Consider the following 22,840-nt stretch of genomic DNA (forward strand, 5'->3'; position numbering starts at 1 on the left):
TCTTTCCAGCTCTGCCATATCTTTCGTAAGGAATGCAATCCTTTCAATCTATCTCGTCGGCCTGGAAGTGTAAACTGGCTTTTACACTTCGCGCAGATAATTCCTGGAATTGACCTAATAAACGCCACAAAATAGCGAAAAATGAGATCTGCTCTAGACTTTTTAATTGTAACAACCAACTTTTATTGCTTATACGCGATTCCATACTGACGTAAGTCAGAATGGTGGAATCTTTCGCCACTGCACGAGATGCACTGTTGGAAAATGTTATCCAGCATAACGACCAGAACAGGAGCACCATGATGAAAATGACGAAACTGGCCACACTCTTCCTGACAGCAACCCTTACCCTGGCAAGCGGCAGCGCCCTTGCGGCCGATTCGAGCGCTTCTGGCAGCAACGGCGATGCTAATGCCGCCGCAGAAGCGGGCCAGGTCGCTCCGGATGCCAAACAGAATATTGCCCCAAACAACGTTAATAACAACAACATCAACACCGGCAATACCAACACCGGTGGCACAATGCTGCATCCGAACGGGACCGATTCAGGGACGATGAATCACGATGGCATGACCACCGATGAAGTGCACAAAAACTCCATGTGTAAAGACGGTAAATGCCCGAACCCAAATGACAAAGTGGGTAACGATGCCGATACCAAAACGGACGGCACTACGCAGTAATCATAAGCTGCCGTGAAAAAAGGAGAGCCTGTGCTCTCCTTTTTTATTTAACTCATTAAAAACGCTACACTCAGGAGATCAATCAATCAGGGAATAAGATATGTCGCACTCGCATTCACACACCGCTACTCCCGGGGATGACAACGCAAAACGTCTGCTGCTGGCCTTTGGCGTCACCGCGACGTTTATGGTCATTGAGGTTATCGGGGGATTGGTGTCAGGCTCTCTGGCTCTGCTGGCTGACGCTGGGCATATGCTTACCGATGCCGCCGCCCTGCTTTTCGCATTATTAGCCGTGCAGTTCGCGCGTCGTCCACCCAATGCTCGTCACACGTTCGGCTGGCTCAGGCTCACTACGCTCGCCGCCTTCGTTAACGCTATCGCACTGGTCGCGATCACCATTCTTATCGTTTGGGAGGCTTTCCAGCGCTTCAGGCATCCGCAGCCCATAGCCGGATGGACGATGATGCTCATCGCCATTGCCGGGCTGCTGGCCAACATTCTCGCCTTCTGGGTACTGCATCGCGGAAGCAGCGAAAAGAACCTTAACGTGCGCGCAGCAGCGCTGCACGTGCTGGGAGATTTGCTGGGCTCGGTTGGCGCAATAGTTGCGGCACTGATTATCCTCGGCACCGGCTGGACGCCCATCGATCCGATACTTTCGGTACTGGTGTCGTGCCTTGTGTTGCGCAGCGCCTGGCGTCTGTTGAAGGAGAGCGTCAATGAACTGCTCGAAGGCGCGCCTGCGGCGCTGGATATCGGTGAACTGAAGCGTAACCTGTGCCGCTCCATACCGGAGGTGCGAAACGTCCACCACGTTCACGTCTGGCTGGTGGGGGAGAAACCGATCATGACGCTACACGCCCAGGTGATACCGCCCCACGATCACGATGCGCTGCTTGAACGTATCCGCCACTTTCTCGAACATCACTATGAGATTGCGCACGCAACCATCCAGATGGAGTATCAACCCTGTAACGGGCCAGACTGCCACCTCAGCGAGGCGCAGTCCGGCCATTCACATCATCATCACCATTAGCTGGAAAGCGCGCGAGAGCCACGCTCACGCGCGCTGTTAATCCACATGCGGCTGCCGTTCAGGGCGATGAAGGTCAGGAGCAGATACTCAAGCGACATCGCATACACGCCCTGCAACGCAAAGATAACGACGCTGATGACGTTAATGATGACCCACAGCAGCCAGTTCTCAACGTACTTACGGGTCATCAGGACCATCGCCGCAATCGACAGCACCATCATGCAGGAATCCCAGAACGGGAAGGCATCTGGCTGAAGCTCAGGCATGGTCACGTTCAACCCGACAGCGGACATCACCGACACCGCAATGCGCGTCAGGAAGGCGAATACCGGATTTATAAAGACGGTCATGAGTCCGATCGCAACCACACAGGCCGTTAGCCAGCCGATTGCCTTGGGCAAAGGCAGCCAGCGGATCTGCAGTTCCGCCTCCTGCTGGCCGTTCTGCCGCGACCAGGCGTACCAGCCGTAAATATTTGCCGCGAAGAAAAACAGCTGCAAAAGCAGGCTGGCGTACAGCTGGATCTGGAAGAAGATGATTGCAAAGAGCGTAACGTTAATCAGCCCGAACGCGTAATTGCTGATTTTCTCAAGACTTGCCAGCCAGATACAGAGTAAGCCCGCCAGGGTGCCGACGGCCTCAATCCATGACAGGTCATAGCCACCTGCACCAATCGGTATATGAACCAGGATGTTCTGCGTGCTAAAAAAATCCATCTTTTCCCCAGAGCGTATTGAATTAAGTACGTAGTGTAGCCGCAAAATCCAGCATGCGGTTAAGCGGAATTAACGCCCCTTCGCGCAGGGCAGCATCCACGTGGATTTCATGCGCGGCGCCGCCGGTTTCTAACCCTTCAGCAATAGCCTTCAGCCCGTTCATCGCCATCCACGGACAGTGCGCGCAGCTGCGGCACGTCGCCCCCTCTCCTGCCGTAGGCGCTTCCAGCAGCTCTTTTTCTGGCACCGCCTGCTGCATCTTGTAGAAGATCCCGCGATCGGTCGCCACGATAAGCTGCTTGTGGGGCAGCGTTTTTGCCGCGTTGATAAGCTGGCTGGTTGAGCCGACCGCATCCGCCATATCGACAATCGACCGGGGTGATTCGGGGTGCACCAGAATAGCGGCGTCAGGGTAGAGCCCCTTCATCCGGGTCAGCGCCTGCGTTTTAAACTCATCGTGAACGATGCACGCCCCCTGCCAGCACAGCACATCCGCACCGGTCTGCTTTTGCACGTAGCTTCCCAGGTGGCGATCCGGCGCCCAGATGATTTTTTCTCCCAGGCTATCCAGGTGCTCAATCAGCTCGACGGCAATGCTGGAGGTTACCACCCAGTCCGCACGCGCTTTTACCGCCGCAGAGGTATTGGCATAGACCACGACGGTGCGGTCGGGATGCGCATCGCAGAAGGCGGTGAACGCATCAATAGGGCAGCCAAGGTCGAGCGAACATTCGGCGTTGAGCGTCGGCATCAGGATGGTTTTTTCGGGGCTGAGAATTTTTGCCGTTTCCCCCATAAAACGCACGCCGGCAACCAGAAGCGTCGTAGCGGGATGCTTTGCCCCAAAGCGCGCCATCTCCAGCGAATCGGAAATGCATCCACCCGTCTCTTCCGCCAGCTGCTGAATTTCAGGATCGGTATAATAATGCGCCACCATCACCGCATCGCGTTCTTTGAGAAGGCGCTTGATCTTCTCGCGGTAGAACTGCTTTTCATCCTGACTTAGCGGGAAGGGTTTTGGCGGGAAGGGATAAATTGCGACTTCTGGATCAAACATCACACTCATTATGGCTTCTCGTTTTACTGGCTTAACAATATTGCCTTTCTTTTGCGCAACATAGCAAAACGGATGGCAATTGTGTTTTGTATACTAAACAAGATAGCGAACTTGAGGAAAAAAGTCACCGGGATTAGGTGCGGATAGCATTTGTCGGGTGGCGGCTTCGCCTTACCCGACCTACAGGATGGGTTTCTGAACGCCAGATAGCAAAAAAGCGCCTTTAGGGCGCTTTTTTACATTGGTGGGTCGTGCAGGATTCGAACCTGCGACCAATTGATTAAAAGTCAACTGCTCTACCAACTGAGCTAACGACCCCTTGCGGGATTTTTTCTTCGAAGTGGTGGGTCGTGCAGGATTCGAACCTGCGACCAATTGATTAAAAGTCAACTGCTCTACCAACTGAGCTAACGACCCATTCGGGTGCTGACTTCGAAGATTTTTACTCGGTACCACCAGAAAGTGGTGGGTCGTGCAGGATTCGAACCTGCGACCAATTGATTAAAAGTCAACTGCTCTACCAACTGAGCTAACGACCCGAGTGGTGGGTGATGACGGGCTCGAACCGCCGACCCCCTCCGTGTAAAGGAGATGCTCTACCAACTGAGCTAATCACCCACTCTGTACTACTGGTTTTGCGTTAAGTGGTGGGTCGTGCAGGATTCGAACCTGCGACCAATTGATTAAAAGTCAACTGCTCTACCAACTGAGCTAACGACCCACTTTTACGCTGTTTTCACGTTGTTTGATATCCCGTGGCAACGGCGGCATATATTACTGATTTAAGAATTCTGCGCAACAAAAATTTCGATGAAGATCACTTAACCGCTTAGTAATCATGCTGCACGACCAGAAATAACACGATTTCTGGTCATGCGATAATCATCCCATCGTACTCAGACGTTTTTGCGCCTGTTTAGCACCTTCGGTGCCCGGGAATTTTGTGACCACCTGCTGATAGACCGCTTTGGCTTTCGCAGTGTCACCTTTGTCCTGCATGATTACGCCGACCTTAAACATCGCATCGGGCGCTTTTGGCGATTTAGGGTAATTTTTCACCACAGAGGCAAAATAAAACGCCGCATCGTCCTTTTTACCCTTGTTGTAATTCAGCTGACCAAGCCAGTAATTTGCATTTGGCTGGTAAGTGGAATCAGGGTATTTCTTCACGAAGTTCTGAAACGCAACGATAGCATCGTCCTGACGAGATTTGTCCTGCACCAGGGCAATGGCCGCGTTGTAGTCCGTATTCGCGTCACCGCTCTGTACAGGCGCTCCTGTCGAGGCAGAAGCATCAGCTGACGGCGCTGGCGTAGCTGCACCGCTCTGATCGCCCGCTGCTGGCTGTGCTGCCGCACCGCCGCTGCTCAGACTATCCATCTGCTGTAGGATTTGCTTCTGACGCTCCACAACCTGGTTCAGCTGGTACTGGCTTTCTTGGATCTGACCGCGAAGAGAGTCAATATCGCTTTGATTGTCGGAAAGTTGTTGCTGAAGCTGGGTTAAAAGCTGGCTGTGAGCGTTAGAAATACGCTCGAGTTGAGTGACCCGGTCTTCTACCGAGCCTGAGCCGACACTACTGATTGGTGCCTGAGCAAAAGCGGCCCAGGGGGCCGCTATTCCAACCAGTAACGACAGACTCAACAGATGATGTCTGAAGTTACTGCTCATGCAATTCTCTTAGTAAACCAGTACGGCACGACGGTTTTTGGAGTAAGCCGCTTCGTCGTGACCCAGTACTGCAGGTTTTTCTTTACCGTAAGAAACGATGGAGATCTGGTCAGCAGAAACGCCTTTACCCTGCAGGTACATTTTAACGGCGTTAGCACGACGCTCACCCAGGGAGATGTTGTACTCTGGAGTACCACGTTCGTCCGCGTGACCTTCTACGGTGACTTTGTAAGACGGGTTGCTACGCAGGAAGTTAGCGTGAGCATCCAGCATCGCAGCGAAGTCAGAACGGATGTCGTATTTATCCAGTTCGAAGTAAACGATGTTGTTCTGCTGAAGCTGCTGCATCTGAAGACGCGCTTGCTCTTCAGAAGACATGTTGCCATTGCCGTTCGCGTCCATACCGGTGCCGGCACCCATCATGCCTTCGCCGCTCTGGTCATTGCTTGCATTCTTGTTAGAAGAACACGCCGCGATTGCCATTACAGGCAGAGCGATCATCAGCCCCTTCAGCACTTTGTTCAGTTGCATTTCTAAGATTCCTTTAGTAATCAATTAATTATTATTTACAGATACGGCGACCAGGCAGGTGATTTTACCTGTCCATCAGTTGCCGGAATACGCGCTTTGAAACGCCCATCTGTAGAAACCAGATTCAGCACAGATCCCATCCCCTGAGAAGAGCTGTAGATTACCATAGTGCCGTTAGGTGCCAGACTTGGCGTTTCATCCAGGAACGTTGACGAGAGAACTTGCACGCCACCCGCTACCAGATCTTGTTTGGCAATGTGCTGCTGCCCACCGTTGGAGCTGACCATTACCATAAACTTACCGTCGCTGCTTACGTCTGCGTTCTGGTTCTGTGTACCTTCCCAGGAAATACGCTGCGCTGCACCGCCGTTAACATTAATTTTATAGATTTGTGGACGGCCTGCCTGGTCAGAAGTAAAGGCCAGGTTCTGACTGTCCGGGAACCAGGTTGGTTCGGTGTTGTTGCTGCGACCATCCGTTACCTGACGGATCTGACCGGAACCAATATCCATCACGTAGAGGTTCAGGCTACCGGTTTTAGACAGTGCGAACGCCAGCTTGGAGCCGTCAGGAGAGAACGACGGTGCACCGTTGTGACGCGGGAACGAAGCAACCTGACGAACAGCACCGTTAGCCAGCGTCTGGATTACCAGCGCAGAACGACCGCTTTCAAAGGTCACGTAGGCCAGCTTAGAGCCGTCCGGAGACCAGGCTGGGGACATCAGCGGCTGAGAAGAACGCTTCACCAGGAACTGGTTGTAACCGTCGTAATCAGATACGCGCAGCTCGTAAGGGAACTGGCCGCCGTTGGTCTGCACCACGTAGGCGATACGGGTACGGAACGCGCCCTTGATGCCGGTGAGCTTTTCAAATACCGCATCGCTGGCAGCGTGAGCCGCATAGCGCAGGTACTGTTTGGTGACCTTGTACGAGTTCTGAGCCAGAACCGTACCCGGCGCACCGCCGGTATCAACCAGCTGCCAGGCCACGTTGAACGAACCGTCCGGATTAGGCGTAACCTGACCCACAACCACGGCATCAATACCCAACGCAGACCATGCGGCAGGCTGGACTTCCTGCGCGCTGCCCGGCTGCTGCGGCAGACGAGAACGATCCAACGGGTTGAATTTACCGCTGTTACGCAGGTCCGCCGCTACGATGCCGCCGGCATCTTCAGGCGCAGCGCCTGGGCCAGCCCACTGGAACGGAACAACACCGATTGGGCGCGCCGAGTCCACCCCCTGGGTGATCTCGATACGTACTTCTGCGTGCAGCACAGCTGCCCACAGCATTAAGAAACTAAATGCTACGCGTAATGCCTGCTTCATCATATCTCCCTTATCTGGGTAACCTTACCCACGATAATTTAGCAGAATGTTAACAAACCCAAATATACAAAACTACTTATCCCAATTACGACAATAGACTGTTTTTCATACTTCCGTAAGAAGAGATGATTACAGCTTAAAGTCCAGTTTGGCATCTTTTATCTTTTCATAAACAGCCTCACTAGGCGGTTTAGGAATGTTCGCCGATCTTGCTGCAGCCAGCGCAGCCTGACAAAGCGCAGGATCGCCCCCTTCAGACGTCACGTTTTTCAACCTGCCGTCTGGCGCAAGGTTGATATGTAAGACGCATTGCTTGCCCTGATACAGGCCTGCGTCAAAGAGTCGGCTCTGAATCGCAACCTGGATCTGCTTCGCATAGGCGCTAATATCTGCACCAGTCGCACCACCGTTAGCACCGGAGGTACCGCTGTCTTTCGACGGCTGGCCGCTACCTTTCGCTCCTCCGCCGGTTTTCGGCGCATTCTTACCTGAACTCAGGTCGCCCAGCAGATCGTCAACACCGGCGGCAGCGGCAGCTTTTTCAGCGGCAGCCGCCTTTTTGGCTGCGGCTTTTTCAGCAGCCGCTTTCTTATCGGCAGCAGCCTTCTCAGCTGCAGCTTTTTTGTCAGCGGCGGCTTTCTCCGCGGCAGCCGCTTTTTCCGCCGCAGCTTTCTCGGCTGCAGCCGCTTTCTTCGCAGCATCAGCAGCAGCTTTCTTCTCTGCTTCCTGAGCGGCTTTCTTCGCGGCTTCCGCTTCTGCTTTCTTCTGTGCATCGGCAGCGACTTTTTTCGCAGCTTCCGCTTCGGCTTTCTTCTGAGCATCAGCAGCGGCTTTTTTCGCAGCTTCCGCTTCCGCTTTCTTCTGAGCATCGGCTGCGGCTTTTTTCGCCGCATCCGCCGCTAGCTTCGCCTGGGCATCAGCCTGCGCTTTTGCGTCCGCTGCGGCTTTAGCCGCCGCTTCTTCAGCCTGCTTTTGCTGTTCCTGCGCTTTCTTCGCGGCAGCTTCAGCCTGCTTCTGCTGCTCCGCCTGCTCTTTCGCCGCTTCCTGCGCCTGCAAACGTTCTTTCTCAAGCTGCTTCAGGCGTTCCTGCTCGGCGGCCTGCTTTTCACGCAGCTCTTCCGCTTGCTGTTGCGCCTGTTTTTCACGCTGCTCTTCAGCACGTTTGGCACTCGCCTGCTGCTGTTGCTGACGATTATAGTTCTGCACTACCGCACCGGGATCCACCATAACGGCGTCGATGGACGAACCACCGCCGCCGCCCGATGCATCAATGTGCTCGTCGAACGAACTCCAGATCAGCGCTGCAAAAAGAATAACGTGCAGCACTGCGGAGACGATTATCGCTCGCTTAAGCTTGTCGTTCTGTTCGGTTGCCTTTGACACTATCGGTTCCCAAAAACTACGCAGATGATCAAATAGGCTGAGTCATTAAGCCAACCGACTTAACGCCCGCGCTATGTAGCAAGTTCAGCGCTTTAATGATTTCATCGTAAGGTACGTCTTTCGCACCGCCGATTAAGAAGACCGTTTTCGGATTTGACTCCAGGCGACGTTGCGCTTCGGCAATAACCTGCTCAGGCGGCAGCTGATCCATACGATCTTTCTCTACCACCACGCTGTACTGCCCTACGCCGGAAACCTCAATGATGACCGGAGGATCGTCATTGGTGCTTACCGCCTGTGATTCAGTCGCATCCGGCAGATCCACTTCCACGCTCTGGGTAATGATGGGTGCCGTCGCCATAAAGATCAGCAGCAGTACCAACAGTACGTCCAGCAGCGGGACGATATTGATTTCGGACTTGAGCTCGCGACGACCTCGTCCACGCGATCTGGCCATGGTTTACCCCTTGTTGCTCTCGGTGCTGGTAAACGCCTGACGGTGCAGAATCGCAGTGAACTCTTCCATAAAGTTGTCGTAGTTCAGTTCCAGTTTGTTCACGCGCTGGTTCAGACGGTTATAAGCCATAACCGCCGGGATAGCGGCAAACAGACCGATAGCGGTCGCAATCAGTGCTTCTGCAATACCTGGCGCAACCATCTGCAACGTCGCCTGCTTCACCGCGCCAAGCGCGATAAAGGCGTGCATGATCCCCCAGACCGTACCAAACAGACCGATATACGGGCTGATGGAGCCGACGGTACCCAGGAAAGGAATGTGCGTCTCAAGAGTTTCCAGCTCACGATTCATGGAAATGCGCATCGCACGCGACGCACCTTCAACGACCGCTTCTGGCGCATGGTTATTGGCGCGGTGCAAACGCGCAAACTCTTTGAAACCGCTATAGAAAATTTGTTCGGAGCCTGAGAGGTTATCACGGCGTCCCTGGCTTTCCTGATACAGACGAGATAGTTCGATACCAGACCAGAACTTATCTTCAAACGCTTCGGCTTCACGGCCTGCCGCATTGAGGATACGAGTTCTCTGGATGATGATAGCCCAGGATGCGATAGAAAAACCAATCAAAATCAACATGATAAGTTTAACCAGAAGGCTTGCCTTCAGGAACAAATCAAGGATATTCATGTCAGTCACTGCTTAAACTCCGCGACAATAGACTTAGGAAGCGCACGAGGCTTCATTATGGTTGGATCAACACAGACAATCAGTACTTCAGCTGAGTTCAGTACGGTGTTCTCTGCATTGACTATCCGCTGCGTGAACACCAGTGAGGTCCCGCGCATTGATGTAATTTCAGTTTGGACTTCGAGCATATCGTCGAGTCTGGCAGGCGCAAAATACTCAAGCGTCATCTTGCGTACCACAAAGGCAACTCGCTCAGCCAACAGCACCTGTTGGCTAAAGTGATGATGGCGCAGCATCTCTGTGCGTGCCCGTTCATAAAAAGCAACGTAGCTGGCGTGGTAGACCACACCACCGGCATCGGTATCTTCGTAGTAGACACGAACCGGCCATCGAAACAGCGTTGTATTCACTTTACATCCCGGTAATACAAGAAAAGTTGGAGCTTTCAAACTTCGCTACTATACGCGCGGGAATGATGGTTTGGAATGGGAGAAAGTAAACGGAGAGTAAATTTTTATGGGCTCGGGTAAGCCCATAACGTTAACGGACATTTCTTATTCAGGAGAAGAAGAAAATCAAACCTGCGAGGAGTACGAGGTCGGCAATCAGCGGGCAAAAGATCCCCTGCCAGTGAAGCGCTTTCGGACGAAAGCCCACGCCGTGAATTACCCCAGCGCACACCGCCCACATAATGAGGAAGCCGTGCCAGATTTCCAGCTCGCTGGTCTTTGCCGCGAAGCGCGACGGATCCCAGAAGATACAGCCTGCCAGCAGTAATGCCATCACTAAAGAAAGCGCCCGTAACGGGCGCTTATCCATTACCGCATATAACGTTGCGATAATGTTCATTAGTGTTTTTCTTCACCTGCTTTAGACGCTTCAACGTGCTCAAGCGCCAGGGCAGTGATGACACCAAATGCACAAGCAAGAAGCGTCCCTAAAATCCATGCGAAATACCACATATTCAGCTCCTTACTTAATACAGTGAATGAGTGTTGCTTTCGATATCTTCTTTCGTGATACGACCGAACATCTTCCAGTAACACCAGGTGGTGTAGAGCAGGATAATCGGTACGAACACACAAGCAACATACGTCATCAGGTTCAGCGTCAGCTGGCTGGAGGTCGCATCCCACATCGTCAGGCTGGCATTCATCATGGTGCTTGACGGCATCACGAATGGGAACATGGCAATACCGGCCGTCAGAATGATGCACGCCAGGGTCAGTGAAGAGAACACGAACGCCAGAGCACCTTTTTCAAGACGAGACGTCAGCATGGTCAGCAGCGGCAGCAACACGCCCAGAGCCGGGATAGCCCACAGCGCAGGGGTATTGTTGAAGTTCACCATCCAGGCACCCGCCTGACGCGCCACTTCTTTGGTCAGCGGGTTAGACGGTGCGGCATGGTTAATCGCCGACGTAATCACGTAACCATCAATACCGTACACGACCCAGACACCGGCCAGTGCGAAGCAGACCAGCGTGACCAGAGCGGCAACCTGGGCGGTAGCGCGGGAACGCAGGTGAAGTTCGCCCACGGTACGCATCTGCAGATAGGTCGCGCCCTGAGTAATGATCATCGCGACGCTCACCACGCCCGCCAGCAGGCCAAACGGATTCAGCAGCTGGAAGAAGTTACCGGTGTAGTAAAGACGCATGTACTCGTCGATGTGGAACGGCACGCCCTGCAGCAGGTTACCGAACGCCACGCCAATCACCAGCGGCGGAACGAAGCTACCGATGAAGATGCCCCAGTCCCACATGTTGCGCCAGCGGGTGTCTTCAATCTTAGAGCGGTAGTCGAAACCAACCGGACGGAAGAATAAAGACGCCAGCACCAGAATCATCGCCACGTAGAAACCAGAGAACGCAGCCGCGTAGACCATCGGCCAGGCGGCGAACAGCGCGCCGCCCGCGGTGATCAGCCACACCTGGTTACCGTCCCAGTGCGGGGCGATGGAGTTGATCATGATTCGACGCTCGGTGTCATTACGGCCGAGGAAACGGGTGAGCATGCCCACGCCCATGTCGAAACCATCCGTGACCGCAAAACCGATCAGCAGAATACCGACCAGCAGCCACCAGATAAAACGCAATACTTCATAATCGATCATTTGATGACTCCTGTCTTAGCGTGCCGGCTGAGTAGTCACGGTGGACTGCTCGTAGTGATAGCGACCGGTTTTCAGGCTGCTTGGGCCAAGGCGCGCGAACTTGAACATCAGGAACAGTTCAGCTACCAGGAACAGGGTGTACAGACCACAAATCAGCAGCATTGAGAAGATCAGATCGCCCGCCGTCAGGGAAGAGTTCGCTACCGCGGTTGGCAGCACCTCACCGATCGCCCACGGCTGACGGCCATACTCCGCAACAAACCAGCCGGATTCAATGGCAATCCACGGCAGCGGGATACCGTACAGCGCCGTACGCAGCAGCCATTTCTTCTCACCGATACGGTTACGAATCACTGACCAGAAGGACGCCGCGATAATCAGCAGCATGATGATGCCGCAGCCCACCATGATGCGGAACGCGAAGTACAGAGGCGCAACGCGTGGAATAGAGTCTTTGGTTGCCATCTGAATCTGTGCTTCCGTCGCGTCGGAGACGTTCGGGGTATAGCGTTTCAGCAGCAGACCGTAGCCCAGGTCTTTCTTCACGTCGTTGAACTGGTCGCGAACGGCCTGGTCGGTTGAACCAGAGCGCAGCTGTTCCAGCAGCGAGTAAGCCTTCATCCCGTTACGGATACGCTCTTCGTGCTGCACCATCAGATCTTTCAGGCCAGTGACCTGCTTGTCGACGGAACGCGTCGCGATGATGCCCAGCGCGTAAGGGATTTGAATGGCGAAGCGGTTTTCCTGCGCATCCTGATCCGGAATACCGAACAGGGTAAAGGCAGCCGGAGCCGGTTGCGTTTCCCACTCGGCTTCAATCGCAGCCAGTTTGGTTTTCTGCACGTCGCCCATTTCGTAACCGGATTCATCACCCAGAACAATAACGGACAGAATCGCAGCCATACCGAAGCTTGCGGCGATAGCAAAGGAGCGTTTTGCAAAAGCGAAGTCGCGACCGCGCAGCATGTAGTAGGAGCTGATGCCCAGCACGAACATGGCGCCGCACACGTAGCCCGATGCCACGGTGTGAACGAATTTAACCTGTGCAACCGGGTTCAGGACCAGCTCGGCAAAGCTGACCATCTCCATACGCATGGTTTCGAAGTTGAAATCAGAGGCGATGGGGTTCTGCATCCAGCCGTTCGCGACCAAGATCCACAGCGCGGACAGGTTAGAGCCTAATGCGACCAGCCAGGTCACTGCCATATGCTGGACTTTGCCCAGACGGTCCCAGCCGAAGAAGAACAGACCTACAAAGGTGGATTCGAGGAAGAAGGCCATCAGACCTTCAATGGCCAGTGGCGCACCGAAGATATCCCCTACGTAGTGGGAATAGTAAGACCAGTTAGTCCCGAACTGGAACTCCATGGTTAAACCGGTAGCCACGCCCAGCGCGAAGTTGATACCAAACAACTTGCCCCAGAACTTGGTCATATCTTTATAAATCTGTTTGCCGGAGAGGACGTAAACCGTTTCCATGATCGCCAACAGGAACGCCATACCGAGCGTCAGTGGTACAAACAGGAAGTGGTACATCGCGGTCAAGGCAAACTGTAAGCGCGACAGTTCGACTATGTCTAACATTATGACTCCTTGCTCATCGCATGAAGACTCCGAGAGTGAACCCCGTCAGAAAGAGATTCACACGCATGCCCCAATACAAATTATTCGCATCCCTGTCGTCGTTATTACCCTGAGGGAGGATAAAAACGATGACGTCAGGTTACAAATACGTTAAAAAAAACCAAAATTGATCCCGTAAATATAATACGCTGCAAAACCCTTACAATAAACAGGTTTTTATTGAATCACATTTACGTTTTACGACGGTGATCAACTTATAGCAAAACTACCGCTTTTCGGCCATTTTGATCGGGGACAATTTAGCGCCTTTTGAAGGTTTTTTCCAAGGATTAAACATTGATTTAAATCAAAAACGACTCTCAATGTTAACCATGTTTAATCATGGTGAGAATGGTAAAAACCATGTTAATGATATGTACATTTGGAGGTGTTGTTAGTTATCAATCGCAAGAGGAAATATAAACAGAAGTGATTTTATTTAACGCTCAAGGAAAAATGCTGGACTGGCCGGGTAAACATTTAATGATAGTCCCCTCACCCTCATTTTTCGCGGGCAAACTGCACCTTGTGGAATTACTTTTATTTTACTTTTACGCCCCTTTAAATTAACACCACTGTGTGACTATTTAATGAAAAAAGGCTGCAGGGCCTACAGCCTTTTCTCTTGTCGTCGGTTATGAGTCGAACAAAATGCTAAACGTGCGCGACGCGCCCGGTTTGAACGCGCACATCATCCCCTGCACATTTTCCCCGGTTTTTATCTGCTCGTTCATGTCTGTTTCGCAGCACCGTCGTACGGACTGATTTATTGCTAACTGGACATCATTCACACTGGTTATGGAAGGGTTAAACAGACGTAGAATCAGCTCATCGCGTTCTTCCGCCTTTTTGATCGCACTGAGCACGCACCCCGTTGGCGAAAGAGAAAACAGGCTGTAGCTCAGTGGCGTCATGAACGTCGAACGATTGAGCTTCATCGCATCCCAGGGGATTTTGTTATAGCACTGCACCGGCGTTAACCATGACTTTGCCTGCTGCGCTAAGCCGGCGCTTTCAGGCGTTCCGCTGAAGCTGTACAGGCTAAACCGACAGGTTAACGCCCCCCGCATCTGCGAATCAGGAACGGGCATTTTAATACCCGACGGTCTGCCGGGGCGCAGGAGCAGATCTTCTTTCCCGAGCAGCCCAACGCCGCGAAGCAGGGTCAATGCAAAGGCTTTTTTGTCATCCCCCACTACTTCAAACTCACGCAGCCCCTCGGTGAACAGGGCGAGTCCGTTGCGTCTCTCCCGAAGGACGGCGTAGTTGAGCAAATTCCAGACGGGCACCGGCGCTTCTTTCCAGCCTTCCTCCTGCCAGGTCTCCATCGCCTCATCCTGCACCGGACGGGTAATGGAACCAAACTGGGTATCCGCTAACACTTCCTGCGTGCTAAACGGCGTAGGGATCAGCACGCGAATGCGGTGGTCATCAGCCTGATTATCCAGGCGTACCTCCACGTCAATGCGTCTGCTGTTGTGGCTGAGCGTGACCGCAATCTCGGCACCGAGCGCGCCATTCTGCTGGCGGGCCGAGCGCTCGGTGAGGTTTGCCGGAACGGCCATGCGGTGACGGATAACCGCCCTGCTCTGCCAGCCCTCATGCGTGACCTCAACATCATGCTGCCCTTGTGCTGAAGTGAGTCTCCACTCTTCTCGCGAAGGCGAGTAGTCGTACTCGTCCCCGTCATCCGAGCTTTCCTCCATTTCCAGCACGCGGTCATAAATGAGCCCGGACTCTTTATCCCGCAGGCGCAGCGTGCCGTCGGCGTTTAAATCAATCTGCCAGAAGGCATTTTCCAGCAGCGCGTCGGTCCCTTTTGCCGGAGCGAGCACGTTCCCGGCAACATGCGGCTCGATAAAGAGCGTGCGATAGCCCATCGACGGCAGGATCTGGCTGACCTGAATATCGAACTCCATAAAGGGTTCGTAGTTCCCGTAATGGACGATTTGTCGGTCAATCAAGCCAGGGTCAAGCTCGCGCGCGTCGCGAATGAAATACGGGATCTCGTTGCCTTTGTCATCCACCAAACGAAAACGGCTGGCGCGCAGACGGAGAGTCGTGTTGATGACCTCTTCCCGCGGCCAGGGCATCAGGTTGAACATCACCAGCTTATCGGCATCACTTTCCGGCATGTTGTCGACAATCTTGCGCATGTAGAATGCGACCAGATTGTCAGCCATATCCTCAGCCAGCTCAAAGCGGGAGACAATTTCGCGATGCACCTTGTCGCTGCAGCAGCAGCCGATGCTGTCGTGCGCGTGGTTTTTCAGGATCTCTTTCCACATTTTTTCCAGCAGGCCGTGGTGATACTCAAAGCCCAGCGTCCAGGCGAGCGTCGCCAGCGGCTCGAGGAGGTTGACGATTTTATTTTCGATACGGGCATGGGCAATTTTGATATCCATCCGCGTGGAGCCAATCGTTCGGTGCACGCGCATGTACTTCCCGTCGATAAACTCGCCTTTCAGCGTCGCCAGCGCCTCCCGATGGGCGTCGATATGGTCGAAGACCTCCTCAAAGCGGCTCATCACGAATTTACGCTGCGGGTAGATTTCGCGAAGCTTATCCATCACCGCAAAAATGTTCTGCTGCAGCGGCATCTGGTCATGGCCGTTAGGCAGCAAAATTTCGTTTGTCACGGAGGCGCTTTCCAGCACCTCAAAGTAGCTGTCGAGGCGTTTACGCAGCCCGGCTTCGTCCTCCGGTAAGTACTTACCAATCGCGTAGCCCAGCGGCAGCACCTGCGCCGTTACTTCACTGCCGTCCTGGCTCTGCCAGAGAAACTCGGTTTTATCTGTCCCGTGACGTTCCGAGCAGCCGCGCCAGAACATCGTGCGCATAATGCCGAAACCGTTATAAATGTGTGGAAGCTGGCCGGACATACCAAATGAATCGGGCAGATAGCCAATTTTCATCGGCTCGCCGAACGCCATGCAGTCGCGAATGCCGTACATCAGGTTACGCACAATCGACTCGCCGGAGACAATCGTGGTATCCGTCTGCGTATACCAGGGACCAATAATGAGCTTTCCGGCCTGGACCAGCGCCTTCACGCGGGGGCGGTTTTCCGGTTTTACCGCAAAGTAATCCTCCAGCACCGCCGTCTGGCCGTCGAGGACGTAGTATTTATATTCCTCGTCCTGTTCAAGACGGGTGAGGATCTCCTCCATATTATTGACCAGGAGAATACGTGACGCTTCGGTGGTGAAGTACCACTCACGGTCCCAGTGCATATGCGGCGTGATATGAACGCGAGATACAGCTTTCATCTTCGTTTCCTGTGTGCGTGTTATGGCGTAACGTCTTCAGTGACGTACTTGCCGCGCTTAACGGCCTGACGTCGCCAGATAAGTAAAATGAGAGTGGAGATAGCGGTTCCCACCAGTGCCGCGCCAAACCAGCCGGCCGCAGCGATTGCGCCGCCCATTCCGGCGTGATGCAGTAAAAAGAGGGAGAAAATCCCTGCCCCTGGCGTAGATAGCCCTAACCCCATGGCACCGACAATCGCGCCCGTCGCCATCGAGCCGAGAACCAACGAGCCTATCACTCTCAGCGGATCTTCAATCGCCATCGGGATTGCCCCTTCGGTAATACCCGCCAGGCCAAGCAGCCACGTCGATTTGCCGGTTTCGATTTCAAACTGTTTGAAGAGATGCGGAGCCAGCATCGTCGAGGCGGTGACGGTAAAGGCCGACACCATTTTGACGGAAGCAAAGATCGCGTACGGACCATACACGCCATTCGCCATCGCCCCGAGACAGAACGCGTAGGCTGCCTTGTTTACCGGGCCACCTAAATCGAACGAACACATAAAACCAAGAATGACGCCCAGCAGCAGCGCGTTTGCCCCTGACAGCCCGTTAAGCCATGCCGTCAGCGCGTTGTTGATCCATGCCACCGGTTCGCCAATCACAAACAGCATCAGGCTGCCCGCCCCCAGCACGCCGATGACCGGATAGAGGTAATAGGTTAAAAATCCGTTGTAGCGGTTGTTGAGGCGAATATGGTTTTTTACCCAACGCATCAGGTAGCCGGCGATTAATCCGCCCGCGACGGCCCCCAGAAATCCCGAGCCGATCATGTTGGCGGCAAGACCGGCCGCAAAGCCCGGCGCCAGCGCGGGTTTGTCCGCCAGCGAGTAGGCGGTATAGGCCGCGAGCACCGGCACCATCAAAATGCCGAGCATGCCGCCGCCGAGCTTGCGGTACATCCACAGCCATGAATTTTCCTGATCGAAAAGATGCTGCAGGCCGAGTATCTGCGCCAGCAGTACCGACACGGCCAGCACCGTTCCTCCGGCGACGATCAGCGGCACCGCAAAGGAGATACCGCTTAGAAGCGCCTGCTTGAGCTCGGTTTTAACGCTCTTTCTCTCTCCCTGCACCGGCCGTTCATCGGGCGAGGACGGTAACGCCAGGGCACGCTCAATTAACGCTTCGGCATGACGCAGCGGTTCCGCAACCGGCACCGAAATAGCGGGGATACCGTTGAAACGTTCACCCTCCTTGATCGCCACTTCCGCCGCAAAAATACAGGCCCGCGCCGCCTTCAGCTGCTGCGGGGTGATGCGTCCTTCAATGCCGTTCGCCCCCTGCTTTTCGACCACCACGTTGATACCCAGCCTGCGCCCTGCTTTTTCCAGGTATTCAGCGGCCATGTAGGTATGGGCAATACCGGCCGGACAGGCGGTGACGCAGACGACGGTTGGCGCATTTATCAGGGTTTTCACCGCGTCGTCCTGCGAAGCATCTTCAAGCGCCGCTAGCAGATCTTCCGCGCTGGTCGCCGCCATCACGCGGGCCCGGAGCGCGTCATCCGCCAGGCGAGACGTCAGCTCGGTCAACACCTGAATATGCGTCGATCCCGCTTCGGCGGGCGGAATGGCAAGCAGGACGATCAGCTCAACCTTCTCCGGGCCGTCCACCCCTTCCCACTCCAGCGGCTGGCTCAGCGTGGCAACGGCGAAGGCCGCTTCCGCCACCGCGCTCGATTTGCCATGCGGAACAGCCAGCCCTTCGCCCAGCGCGGTGGGCCCCAAAGATTCGCGATGAAAGACATCCGCTATAAACGCATCGCCGTCGGTAATTTTTCCCAGCGACGCGAGCCGCGCCGCGAGCTGGCGGATCGCCTCATCACGACTGGCATACTGCGCCTGCACGCAAACCGCGCTGGGGTGGGTCAGGGTCGTCAGGTTCATCAAGATCCTCACACTCATGTTGTTATTGTCTGAGCGCGATTGTGGCAGACCAAACAATACATTTATGTGATCACTTTCTCTTTATCTTATAATTTGTATTTAAATTGTATTATTTACAAATTATGAACGGCAGGCATAATTCCGTGAAAAGGTATTAGAAAGGCAGAGTTCATGGGCAACAAACCGATGTATCGGCAGATCGCCGACGCGCTTCGTGAAAAAATTAACGCCGGTGAGTTAAAACCCGGTGACGCGCTGCCGACGGAATCCAGCCTTCAGGAGGCGTTCAGCGTCAGCCGGGTAACGGTAAGGCAGGCGCTCAGGCTGCTCACGGAAGAACAGATTATTGAGAGCATCCAGGGCAGCGGCTCCTACGTCAAAGAGGAGCGCGTGAATTACGATATTTATCAGCTCACCGGCTTTTACGAGAAGCTGGCCGACCGGAACGTGGATACCCACAGCGACGTGCGCATTTTCGAGGTGCTGAAAGCCGACGTAAAACTTGCCGATAAATTAGCGATCGCGCCGGATGATAAAGTCTGGCACGTAAAACGCGTGCGCTTCATCAAGCAAAAGCCGGTGAACCTGGAGGAGACGTGGATGCCGCTGGCGATGTTCCCCGACCTTACCTGGGAAGTGATGGAAAATTCGAAATACCATTACGTTGAGCAGCTTAAAAAGATGACGATCGATCGCAGCGAGCAGGAGCTTGCGCCGGTTATGCCATCGCAGGAGGCCATCGCCGCGCTGGCGCTCGATCCGACACGGCCGATTCTGGAGAAAGTGTCTCGCGGATTTTTGAAGGACGGGCGGGTGTTTGAATACAGCCGCAACGTCTTTAACAGCGACGACTATAAATTCACCCTCATCGCCAAACGCAGGCAATAAAAAAGGCCGCTATTCAGCGGCCAACCATGTCGAAACGGACATTTAGTTATATCAACGCTCCCCTTTCGGGGAGCAGAGAGGACTTACTTAATGATGGATTTCAGTGCTTCGCCGATATCCGCCAGGCTGCGAACGGTCTTCACGCCTGCGGCTTCCAGCGCTGCGAATTTCTCATCTGCCGTACCTTTACCGCCTGCGATAATCGCGCCTGCGTGACCCATACGCTTGCCTTTCGGCGCGGTCACGCCCGCGATATAACCCACAACCGGCTTGGTTACGTGTTCTTTGATGTATGCAGCCGCTTCTTCTTCCGCGCTACCGCCGATCTCACCGATCATCACGATCGCCTCGGTCTGCGGATCTTCCTGGAACAGCTTCAGGATGTCGATGAAGTTAGAGCCCGGGATCGGGTCACCGCCGATGCCCACGCAGGTGGACTGGCCGAAACCGTAGTCGGTGGTCTGCTTAACCGCTTCATAGGTCAGGGTACCGGAACGGGACACGATGCCCACCTTGCCCGGCTTGTGAATGTGGCCCGGCATGATGCCGATTTTACATTCGCCTGGGGTGATAACGCCCGGGCAGTTCGGGCCGATCATGCGCACGCCGGCTTCGTCCAGCTTCACCTTCACGGTCAGCATATCCAGCGTCGGGATGCCTTCGGTGATGGTGATGATCAGTTTGATGCCTGCGTCGATCGCTTCCAGAATGGAGTCTTTGCAGAACGGGGCCGGAACGTAGATCACGGTCGCGGTTGCGCCCGTCGCTTCTACCGCTTCACGCACGGTGTTGAACACCGGCAGGCCCAGGTGCGTGGTGCCGCCTTTACCTGGCGTTACGCCGCCAACCATCTGCGTACCGTAGGCAATCGCCTGTTCGGAGTGGAAAGTCCCCTGGCTACCGGTGAAGCCCTGGCAGATAACCTTGGTATCTTTATTAATTAAAACGGACATTATTTCCCCTCCACTGCGGCAACAACCTGCTGAGCTGCATCCGTCAGACTTTTCGCTGCAATAATATTCAGGCCGCTGTCAGCCAGTTTTTTCGCGCCGAGTTCAGCGTTGTTACCTTCCAGACGCACAACAACCGGAACGTTAACGCCCACTTCTTCAACCGCACCGATGATACCGTCTGCGATCAGGTCGCAACGCACGATACCGCCGAAGATGTTCACCAGAACCGCCTTCACGTTATCGTCAGAGAGGATGATTTTGAACGCTTCGGTTACGCGCTCTTTGGTTGCGCCACCGCCCACGTCGAGGAAGTTTGCTGGCTCACCGCCGTGCAGCTTAACGATGTCCATGGTGCCCATTGCCAGGCCCGCACCGTTAACCATGCAGCCGATGTTGCCATCCAGCGCCACGTAGTTCAGCTCCCACTGTGCAGCCTGCGCTTCACGCGGGTCTTCCTGAGACTGGTCGCGCATTTCGCGCAGATCGGACTGGCGGAACAGCGCGTTGCCGTCAGCGCCCAGCTTGCCGTCGAGGCAGATCAGGTCGCCCTGGGTGGTGATCACCAGCGGGTTGATCTCGATCAGCGCCAGATCGCGCTCCAGGAAGATGTTCGCCAGACCCATGAAGATCTTGGTGAACTGCTGAACCAGCTTGCCTTCCAGACCCAGCTTGAACGCCAGCTCGCGACCCTGGTAGGGCATTGGGCCTGCCAGCGGATCGATTGCCACTTTGTGGATCAGGTGCGGGGTCTCTTCCGCCACTTTCTCGATTTCCACGCCGCCTTCGGTAGACGCCATGAACACCACGCGACGGGAGCTACGGTCAACAACCGCGCCCAGGTACAGTTCTTTCGCGATGTCGGTCGCCGCTTCAACCAGGATCTGGTTTACCGGCTGGCCGTTTGCATCTGTCTGGTAGGTGACCAGGCGCTTGCCGAGCCAATGTTCAGCAAAGGCGCGGATTTCTTCTTTGCTCTTAACAACCTTCACACCGCCCGCTTTACCACGGCCACCAGCGTGAACCTGACATTTAACTACCCACGGGCCGGAACCGATTTTAGATGCGGCTTCTTCTGCTTCACGCGGGGTAGTACAGGCATAACCCACCGGAGCCGGTAAGCCATACCGGGCAAACAGCTGTTTGGCCTGATATTCATGTAAGTTCATGTGTTCTATCCATCCTTCAGGGTAATCGTTATCTTCAAACCTGTAGACCGGCGCGATCTGTGTGCCGGATGGCGCTACGCTTATCCGGCCTACAGGGCAGGTGATGCTAAATAGTAACTAGACGTCCAGCAGCAGACGCGTTGGATCTTCCAGCAGCTCTTTAATCGCGACCAGGAAGCCCACGGACTCGCGGCCGTCGATCAGGCGGTGATCGTAAGAGAGCGCCAGGTACATCATCGGCAGGATCTCCACTTTACCGTCTACCGCCATCGGGCGATCTTTAATGGCATGCATACCCAGGATCGCGCTCTGCGGCGGGTTAATGATCGGGGTAGACATCAGCGAGCCGAATACGCCGCCGTTGGTAATGGTAAAGTTACCGCCGGTCAGGTCGTCTACGGTCAGCTTGCCGTCGCGGCCTTTCACAGCCAGCTCTTTAATGTTTTTCTCGATGTCAGCCATACCCAGGGTATCCACATCGCGCAGAACCGGGGTCACCAGGCCGCGTGGAGTAGACACCGCCATGCTGACGTCGAAATAGTTGTGGTAAACCACGTCATCGCCGTCGATAGAGGCGTTCACTTCCGGGTAGCGTTTCAGCGCTTCAACCACCGCCTTCACGTAGAAGGACATAAAGCCCAGACGGATACCGTGACGTTTTTCAAACGCGTCACCGTACTGCTTACGCAGGTCCATGATTGGCTTCATGTTCACTTCGTTGAAGGTGGTCAGCATCGCGGTGGAGTTTTTCGCTTCCAGCAGACGCTCGGCCACGCGCTTGCGCAGGCGGGTCATCGGCACGCGTTTTTCGCTGCGGGCGCCCAGAGCAGGCTGCGCTGCCGGTGCCGCCGCAGGGGCTTTCGCTTCTGCCTGAGCAGGCGCTTTCGCCAGGTGCTTGTCGATGTCTTCGCGAGTCAGACGACCGCCCACGCCGGTGCCTTTGATGGCGGCCGGGTCAAGGCTGTGTTCAGCCAGCAGGCGACGGATCGCCGGGCTCAGCGCATCGTTTGTCTGCTCTTCCAGAGAGGCCTGCTGGCGCTGCGCTGGGGTAGACGCTTTTTCTTCAGACTTGGCGCTGGACTCTTTGCCCGCGCTGTTGCCTTCACGCAGGCGGCCCAGGATCTGACGAGAGGTAACGGTGGTACCTTCATCTTCCAGCACCGCGTCCAGAACGCCGTCCGCCGAAGCCGGTACTTCCAGTACCACTTTGTCAGTTTCGATTTCTACCAGCACTTCATCGCGCTTAACGGCATCGCCTGGTTTTTTGTGCCAGGTGGCGACGGTCGCATCTGCTACGGATTCAGGCAGGTCGGGAACAAGAATATCTACGCTACTCATTTTGTAT

At 54.6% G+C, this 22,840-nt stretch carries 21 protein-coding genes and 5 tRNA genes; 3 read left to right on the forward strand and 23 right to left on the reverse strand.

Annotated elements, in window-relative coordinates; translation table 11 throughout:
- The first annotated feature begins 302 nt into the window (after positions 1-302).
- Both E0L20_RS05090 and zitB read left to right on the forward strand, forming a co-directional pair.
- On the forward strand, positions 303-683 hold the full coding sequence (locus E0L20_RS05090) for a protein YbgS (RefSeq protein ID WP_131633408.1): 381 nt from the start codon (positions 303-305) through the stop codon (positions 681-683).
- Between the two features lie 100 nt (positions 684-783).
- Positions 784-1,722, forward strand: a complete 939-nt coding sequence (zitB, locus tag E0L20_RS05095) for a CDF family zinc transporter ZitB (RefSeq protein ID WP_131633017.1) — start codon at positions 784-786, stop codon at positions 1,720-1,722.
- Here zitB and pnuC read toward each other — a convergent pair.
- From pnuC to mngA, 20 genes are all read right to left on the reverse strand, one after another.
- Positions 1,719-2,438 carry a nicotinamide riboside transporter PnuC gene (gene pnuC, locus E0L20_RS05100; protein WP_131633018.1) on the reverse strand — a complete coding sequence of 240 codons (720 nt, stop codon included), beginning with the start codon at positions 2,436-2,438 and terminating at the stop codon, positions 1,719-1,721. The two genes, zitB and pnuC, sit on opposite strands and share 4 nt — an antisense overlap.
- 22 nt (positions 2,439-2,460) lie before the next feature.
- Positions 2,461-3,504 (reverse strand): quinolinate synthase NadA, encoded by a 1,044-nt coding sequence (gene nadA / locus E0L20_RS05105; protein ID WP_131633019.1) that lies wholly within the window; start codon positions 3,502-3,504, stop codon positions 2,461-2,463.
- A 233-nt stretch (positions 3,505-3,737) separates the two neighbouring features.
- A tRNA-Lys gene (locus E0L20_RS05110) sits at positions 3,738-3,813 on the reverse strand.
- 23 nt (positions 3,814-3,836) lie between these two features.
- A tRNA-Lys gene (locus tag E0L20_RS05115) sits at positions 3,837-3,912 on the reverse strand.
- Between the two features lie 46 nt (positions 3,913-3,958).
- Positions 3,959-4,034 (reverse strand) — tRNA-Lys (locus tag E0L20_RS05120).
- Between the two features lie 3 nt (positions 4,035-4,037).
- A tRNA-Val gene (locus E0L20_RS05125) sits at positions 4,038-4,113 on the reverse strand.
- A 27-nt stretch (positions 4,114-4,140) separates the two neighbouring features.
- Positions 4,141-4,216: transfer RNA gene (locus E0L20_RS05130), tRNA-Lys, on the reverse strand.
- Between the two features lie 161 nt (positions 4,217-4,377).
- Entirely contained in the window at positions 4,378-5,166 is a 789-nt protein-coding gene (gene cpoB / locus E0L20_RS05135) for a cell division protein CpoB (RefSeq protein ID WP_131633020.1), read from the reverse strand.
- Between the two features lie 9 nt (positions 5,167-5,175).
- A complete protein-coding gene (gene pal, locus E0L20_RS05140) occupies positions 5,176-5,697 on the reverse strand; it encodes a peptidoglycan-associated lipoprotein Pal (protein ID WP_131633021.1) in 522 nt (173 codons plus the stop codon).
- A 35-nt stretch (positions 5,698-5,732) separates the two neighbouring features.
- The gene (tolB, locus tag E0L20_RS05145) at positions 5,733-7,025 is read right to left on the reverse strand and encodes a Tol-Pal system beta propeller repeat protein TolB (RefSeq protein WP_131633022.1); all 1,293 of its coding nucleotides are present in this window, start codon (positions 7,023-7,025) and stop codon (positions 5,733-5,735) included.
- A 129-nt stretch (positions 7,026-7,154) separates the two neighbouring features.
- Positions 7,155-8,408: a cell envelope integrity protein TolA gene (gene tolA, locus E0L20_RS05150; protein WP_131633023.1), complete on the reverse strand. Its 1,254-nt coding sequence runs from the start codon at positions 8,406-8,408 to the stop codon at positions 7,155-7,157.
- Between the two features lie 28 nt (positions 8,409-8,436).
- Entirely contained in the window at positions 8,437-8,865 is a 429-nt protein-coding gene (gene tolR / locus E0L20_RS05155) for a colicin uptake protein TolR (protein ID WP_003858589.1), read from the reverse strand.
- 3 nt (positions 8,866-8,868) lie between these two features.
- Complete coding sequence (gene tolQ / locus E0L20_RS05160) at positions 8,869-9,561, reverse strand: Tol-Pal system protein TolQ (RefSeq protein WP_089598919.1); 693 nt, start codon at positions 9,559-9,561, stop codon at positions 8,869-8,871.
- Entirely contained in the window at positions 9,558-9,962 is a 405-nt protein-coding gene (gene ybgC, locus E0L20_RS05165; protein WP_003858593.1) for a tol-pal system-associated acyl-CoA thioesterase, read from the reverse strand. Before ybgC ends, tolQ begins: the two co-directional genes overlap by 4 nt.
- Before the next feature lie 148 nt (positions 9,963-10,110).
- A complete protein-coding gene (gene ybgE / locus E0L20_RS05170) occupies positions 10,111-10,401 on the reverse strand; it encodes a cyd operon protein YbgE (protein WP_119935039.1) in 291 nt (96 codons plus the stop codon).
- Positions 10,401-10,514: a cytochrome bd-I oxidase subunit CydX gene (gene cydX / locus E0L20_RS05175; protein ID WP_006177208.1), complete on the reverse strand. Its 114-nt coding sequence runs from the start codon at positions 10,512-10,514 to the stop codon at positions 10,401-10,403. The genes ybgE and cydX overlap by 1 nt, the downstream gene beginning before the upstream one ends.
- Before the next feature lie 14 nt (positions 10,515-10,528).
- Positions 10,529-11,668: a cytochrome d ubiquinol oxidase subunit II gene (gene cydB, locus E0L20_RS05180; RefSeq protein WP_131633024.1), complete on the reverse strand. Its 1,140-nt coding sequence runs from the start codon at positions 11,666-11,668 to the stop codon at positions 10,529-10,531.
- Between the two features lie 15 nt (positions 11,669-11,683).
- Positions 11,684-13,252 carry a cytochrome ubiquinol oxidase subunit I gene (cydA, locus tag E0L20_RS05185; RefSeq protein ID WP_131633025.1) on the reverse strand — a complete coding sequence of 523 codons (1,569 nt, stop codon included), beginning with the start codon at positions 13,250-13,252 and terminating at the stop codon, positions 11,684-11,686.
- A gap of 674 nt (positions 13,253-13,926) precedes the next feature.
- Positions 13,927-16,560 (reverse strand): mannosylglycerate hydrolase, encoded by a 2,634-nt coding sequence (gene mngB / locus E0L20_RS05190; RefSeq protein WP_131633026.1) that lies wholly within the window; start codon positions 16,558-16,560, stop codon positions 13,927-13,929.
- Between the two features lie 20 nt (positions 16,561-16,580).
- Positions 16,581-18,488, reverse strand: a complete 1,908-nt coding sequence (gene mngA / locus E0L20_RS05195; protein WP_131633027.1) for a PTS 2-O-a-mannosyl-D-glycerate transporter subunit IIABC — start codon at positions 18,486-18,488, stop codon at positions 16,581-16,583.
- A 171-nt stretch (positions 18,489-18,659) separates the two neighbouring features.
- Here mngA and E0L20_RS05200 point away from each other — a divergent pair, with 171 nt between their 5' ends.
- A complete protein-coding gene (locus tag E0L20_RS05200) occupies positions 18,660-19,376 on the forward strand; it encodes a GntR family transcriptional regulator (RefSeq protein WP_131633028.1) in 717 nt (238 codons plus the stop codon).
- A gap of 83 nt (positions 19,377-19,459) precedes the next feature.
- On the opposite strand, the gene sucD is transcribed toward E0L20_RS05200, so the two are convergent.
- From sucD to odhB, 3 genes are all read right to left on the reverse strand, one after another.
- On the reverse strand, positions 19,460-20,329 hold the full coding sequence (gene sucD, locus E0L20_RS05205; protein WP_008501094.1) for a succinate--CoA ligase subunit alpha: 870 nt from the start codon (positions 20,327-20,329) through the stop codon (positions 19,460-19,462).
- Entirely contained in the window at positions 20,329-21,495 is a 1,167-nt protein-coding gene (gene sucC / locus E0L20_RS05210; RefSeq protein ID WP_023310791.1) for an ADP-forming succinate--CoA ligase subunit beta, read from the reverse strand. The genes sucD and sucC overlap by 1 nt, the downstream gene beginning before the upstream one ends.
- Positions 21,496-21,612: 117 nt before the next feature.
- Positions 21,613-22,833: a 2-oxoglutarate dehydrogenase complex dihydrolipoyllysine-residue succinyltransferase gene (odhB, locus tag E0L20_RS05215; RefSeq protein WP_025912846.1), complete on the reverse strand. Its 1,221-nt coding sequence runs from the start codon at positions 22,831-22,833 to the stop codon at positions 21,613-21,615.
- Positions 22,834-22,840: the final 7 nt, after the last annotated feature.

Origin of the sequence: Enterobacter wuhouensis, from assembly GCF_004331265.1 — a bacterium.
In the GTDB taxonomy this organism is placed as follows: Bacteria; Pseudomonadota; Gammaproteobacteria; order Enterobacterales; family Enterobacteriaceae; genus Enterobacter; species Enterobacter wuhouensis.

What these genes read in the sequence shown, in the direction of transcription:
- tolR (WP_003858589.1), bottom strand. Translation starts at nt 8,865, where the DNA reads ATGGCCAGATCGCGTGGACGAGGTCGTCGCGAGCTCAAGTCCGAAATC.
- mngA (WP_131633027.1), bottom strand. Translation starts at nt 18,488, where the DNA reads ATGAACCTGACGACCCTGACCCACCCCAGCGCGGTTTGCGTGCAGGCG.
- sucC (WP_023310791.1), bottom strand. Translation starts at nt 21,495, where the DNA reads ATGAACTTACATGAATATCAGGCCAAACAGCTGTTTGCCCGGTATGGC.
- tolB (WP_131633022.1), bottom strand. Translation starts at nt 7,025, where the DNA reads ATGAAGCAGGCATTACGCGTAGCATTTAGTTTCTTAATGCTGTGGGCA.
- odhB (WP_025912846.1), bottom strand. Translation starts at nt 22,833, where the DNA reads ATGAGTAGCGTAGATATTCTTGTTCCCGACCTGCCTGAATCCGTAGCA.
- sucD (WP_008501094.1), bottom strand. Translation starts at nt 20,329, where the DNA reads ATGTCCGTTTTAATTAATAAAGATACCAAGGTTATCTGCCAGGGCTTC.
- cydX (WP_006177208.1), bottom strand. Translation starts at nt 10,514, where the DNA reads ATGTGGTATTTCGCATGGATTTTAGGGACGCTTCTTGCTTGTGCATTT.
- E0L20_RS05200 (WP_131633028.1), top strand. Translation starts at nt 18,660, where the DNA reads ATGGGCAACAAACCGATGTATCGGCAGATCGCCGACGCGCTTCGTGAA.
- cydA (WP_131633025.1), bottom strand. Translation starts at nt 13,252, where the DNA reads ATGTTAGACATAGTCGAACTGTCGCGCTTACAGTTTGCCTTGACCGCG.
- zitB (WP_131633017.1), top strand. Translation starts at nt 784, where the DNA reads ATGTCGCACTCGCATTCACACACCGCTACTCCCGGGGATGACAACGCA.
- pnuC (WP_131633018.1), bottom strand. Translation starts at nt 2,438, where the DNA reads ATGGATTTTTTTAGCACGCAGAACATCCTGGTTCATATACCGATTGGT.
- mngB (WP_131633026.1), bottom strand. Translation starts at nt 16,560, where the DNA reads ATGAAAGCTGTATCTCGCGTTCATATCACGCCGCATATGCACTGGGAC.
- cydB (WP_131633024.1), bottom strand. Translation starts at nt 11,668, where the DNA reads ATGATCGATTATGAAGTATTGCGTTTTATCTGGTGGCTGCTGGTCGGT.
- cpoB (WP_131633020.1), bottom strand. Translation starts at nt 5,166, where the DNA reads ATGAGCAGTAACTTCAGACATCATCTGTTGAGTCTGTCGTTACTGGTT.
- ybgE (WP_119935039.1), bottom strand. Translation starts at nt 10,401, where the DNA reads ATGAACATTATCGCAACGTTATATGCGGTAATGGATAAGCGCCCGTTA.
- E0L20_RS05090 (WP_131633408.1), top strand. Translation starts at nt 303, where the DNA reads ATGAAAATGACGAAACTGGCCACACTCTTCCTGACAGCAACCCTTACC.
- nadA (WP_131633019.1), bottom strand. Translation starts at nt 3,504, where the DNA reads ATGAGTGTGATGTTTGATCCAGAAGTCGCAATTTATCCCTTCCCGCCA.
- pal (WP_131633021.1), bottom strand. Translation starts at nt 5,697, where the DNA reads ATGCAACTGAACAAAGTGCTGAAGGGGCTGATGATCGCTCTGCCTGTA.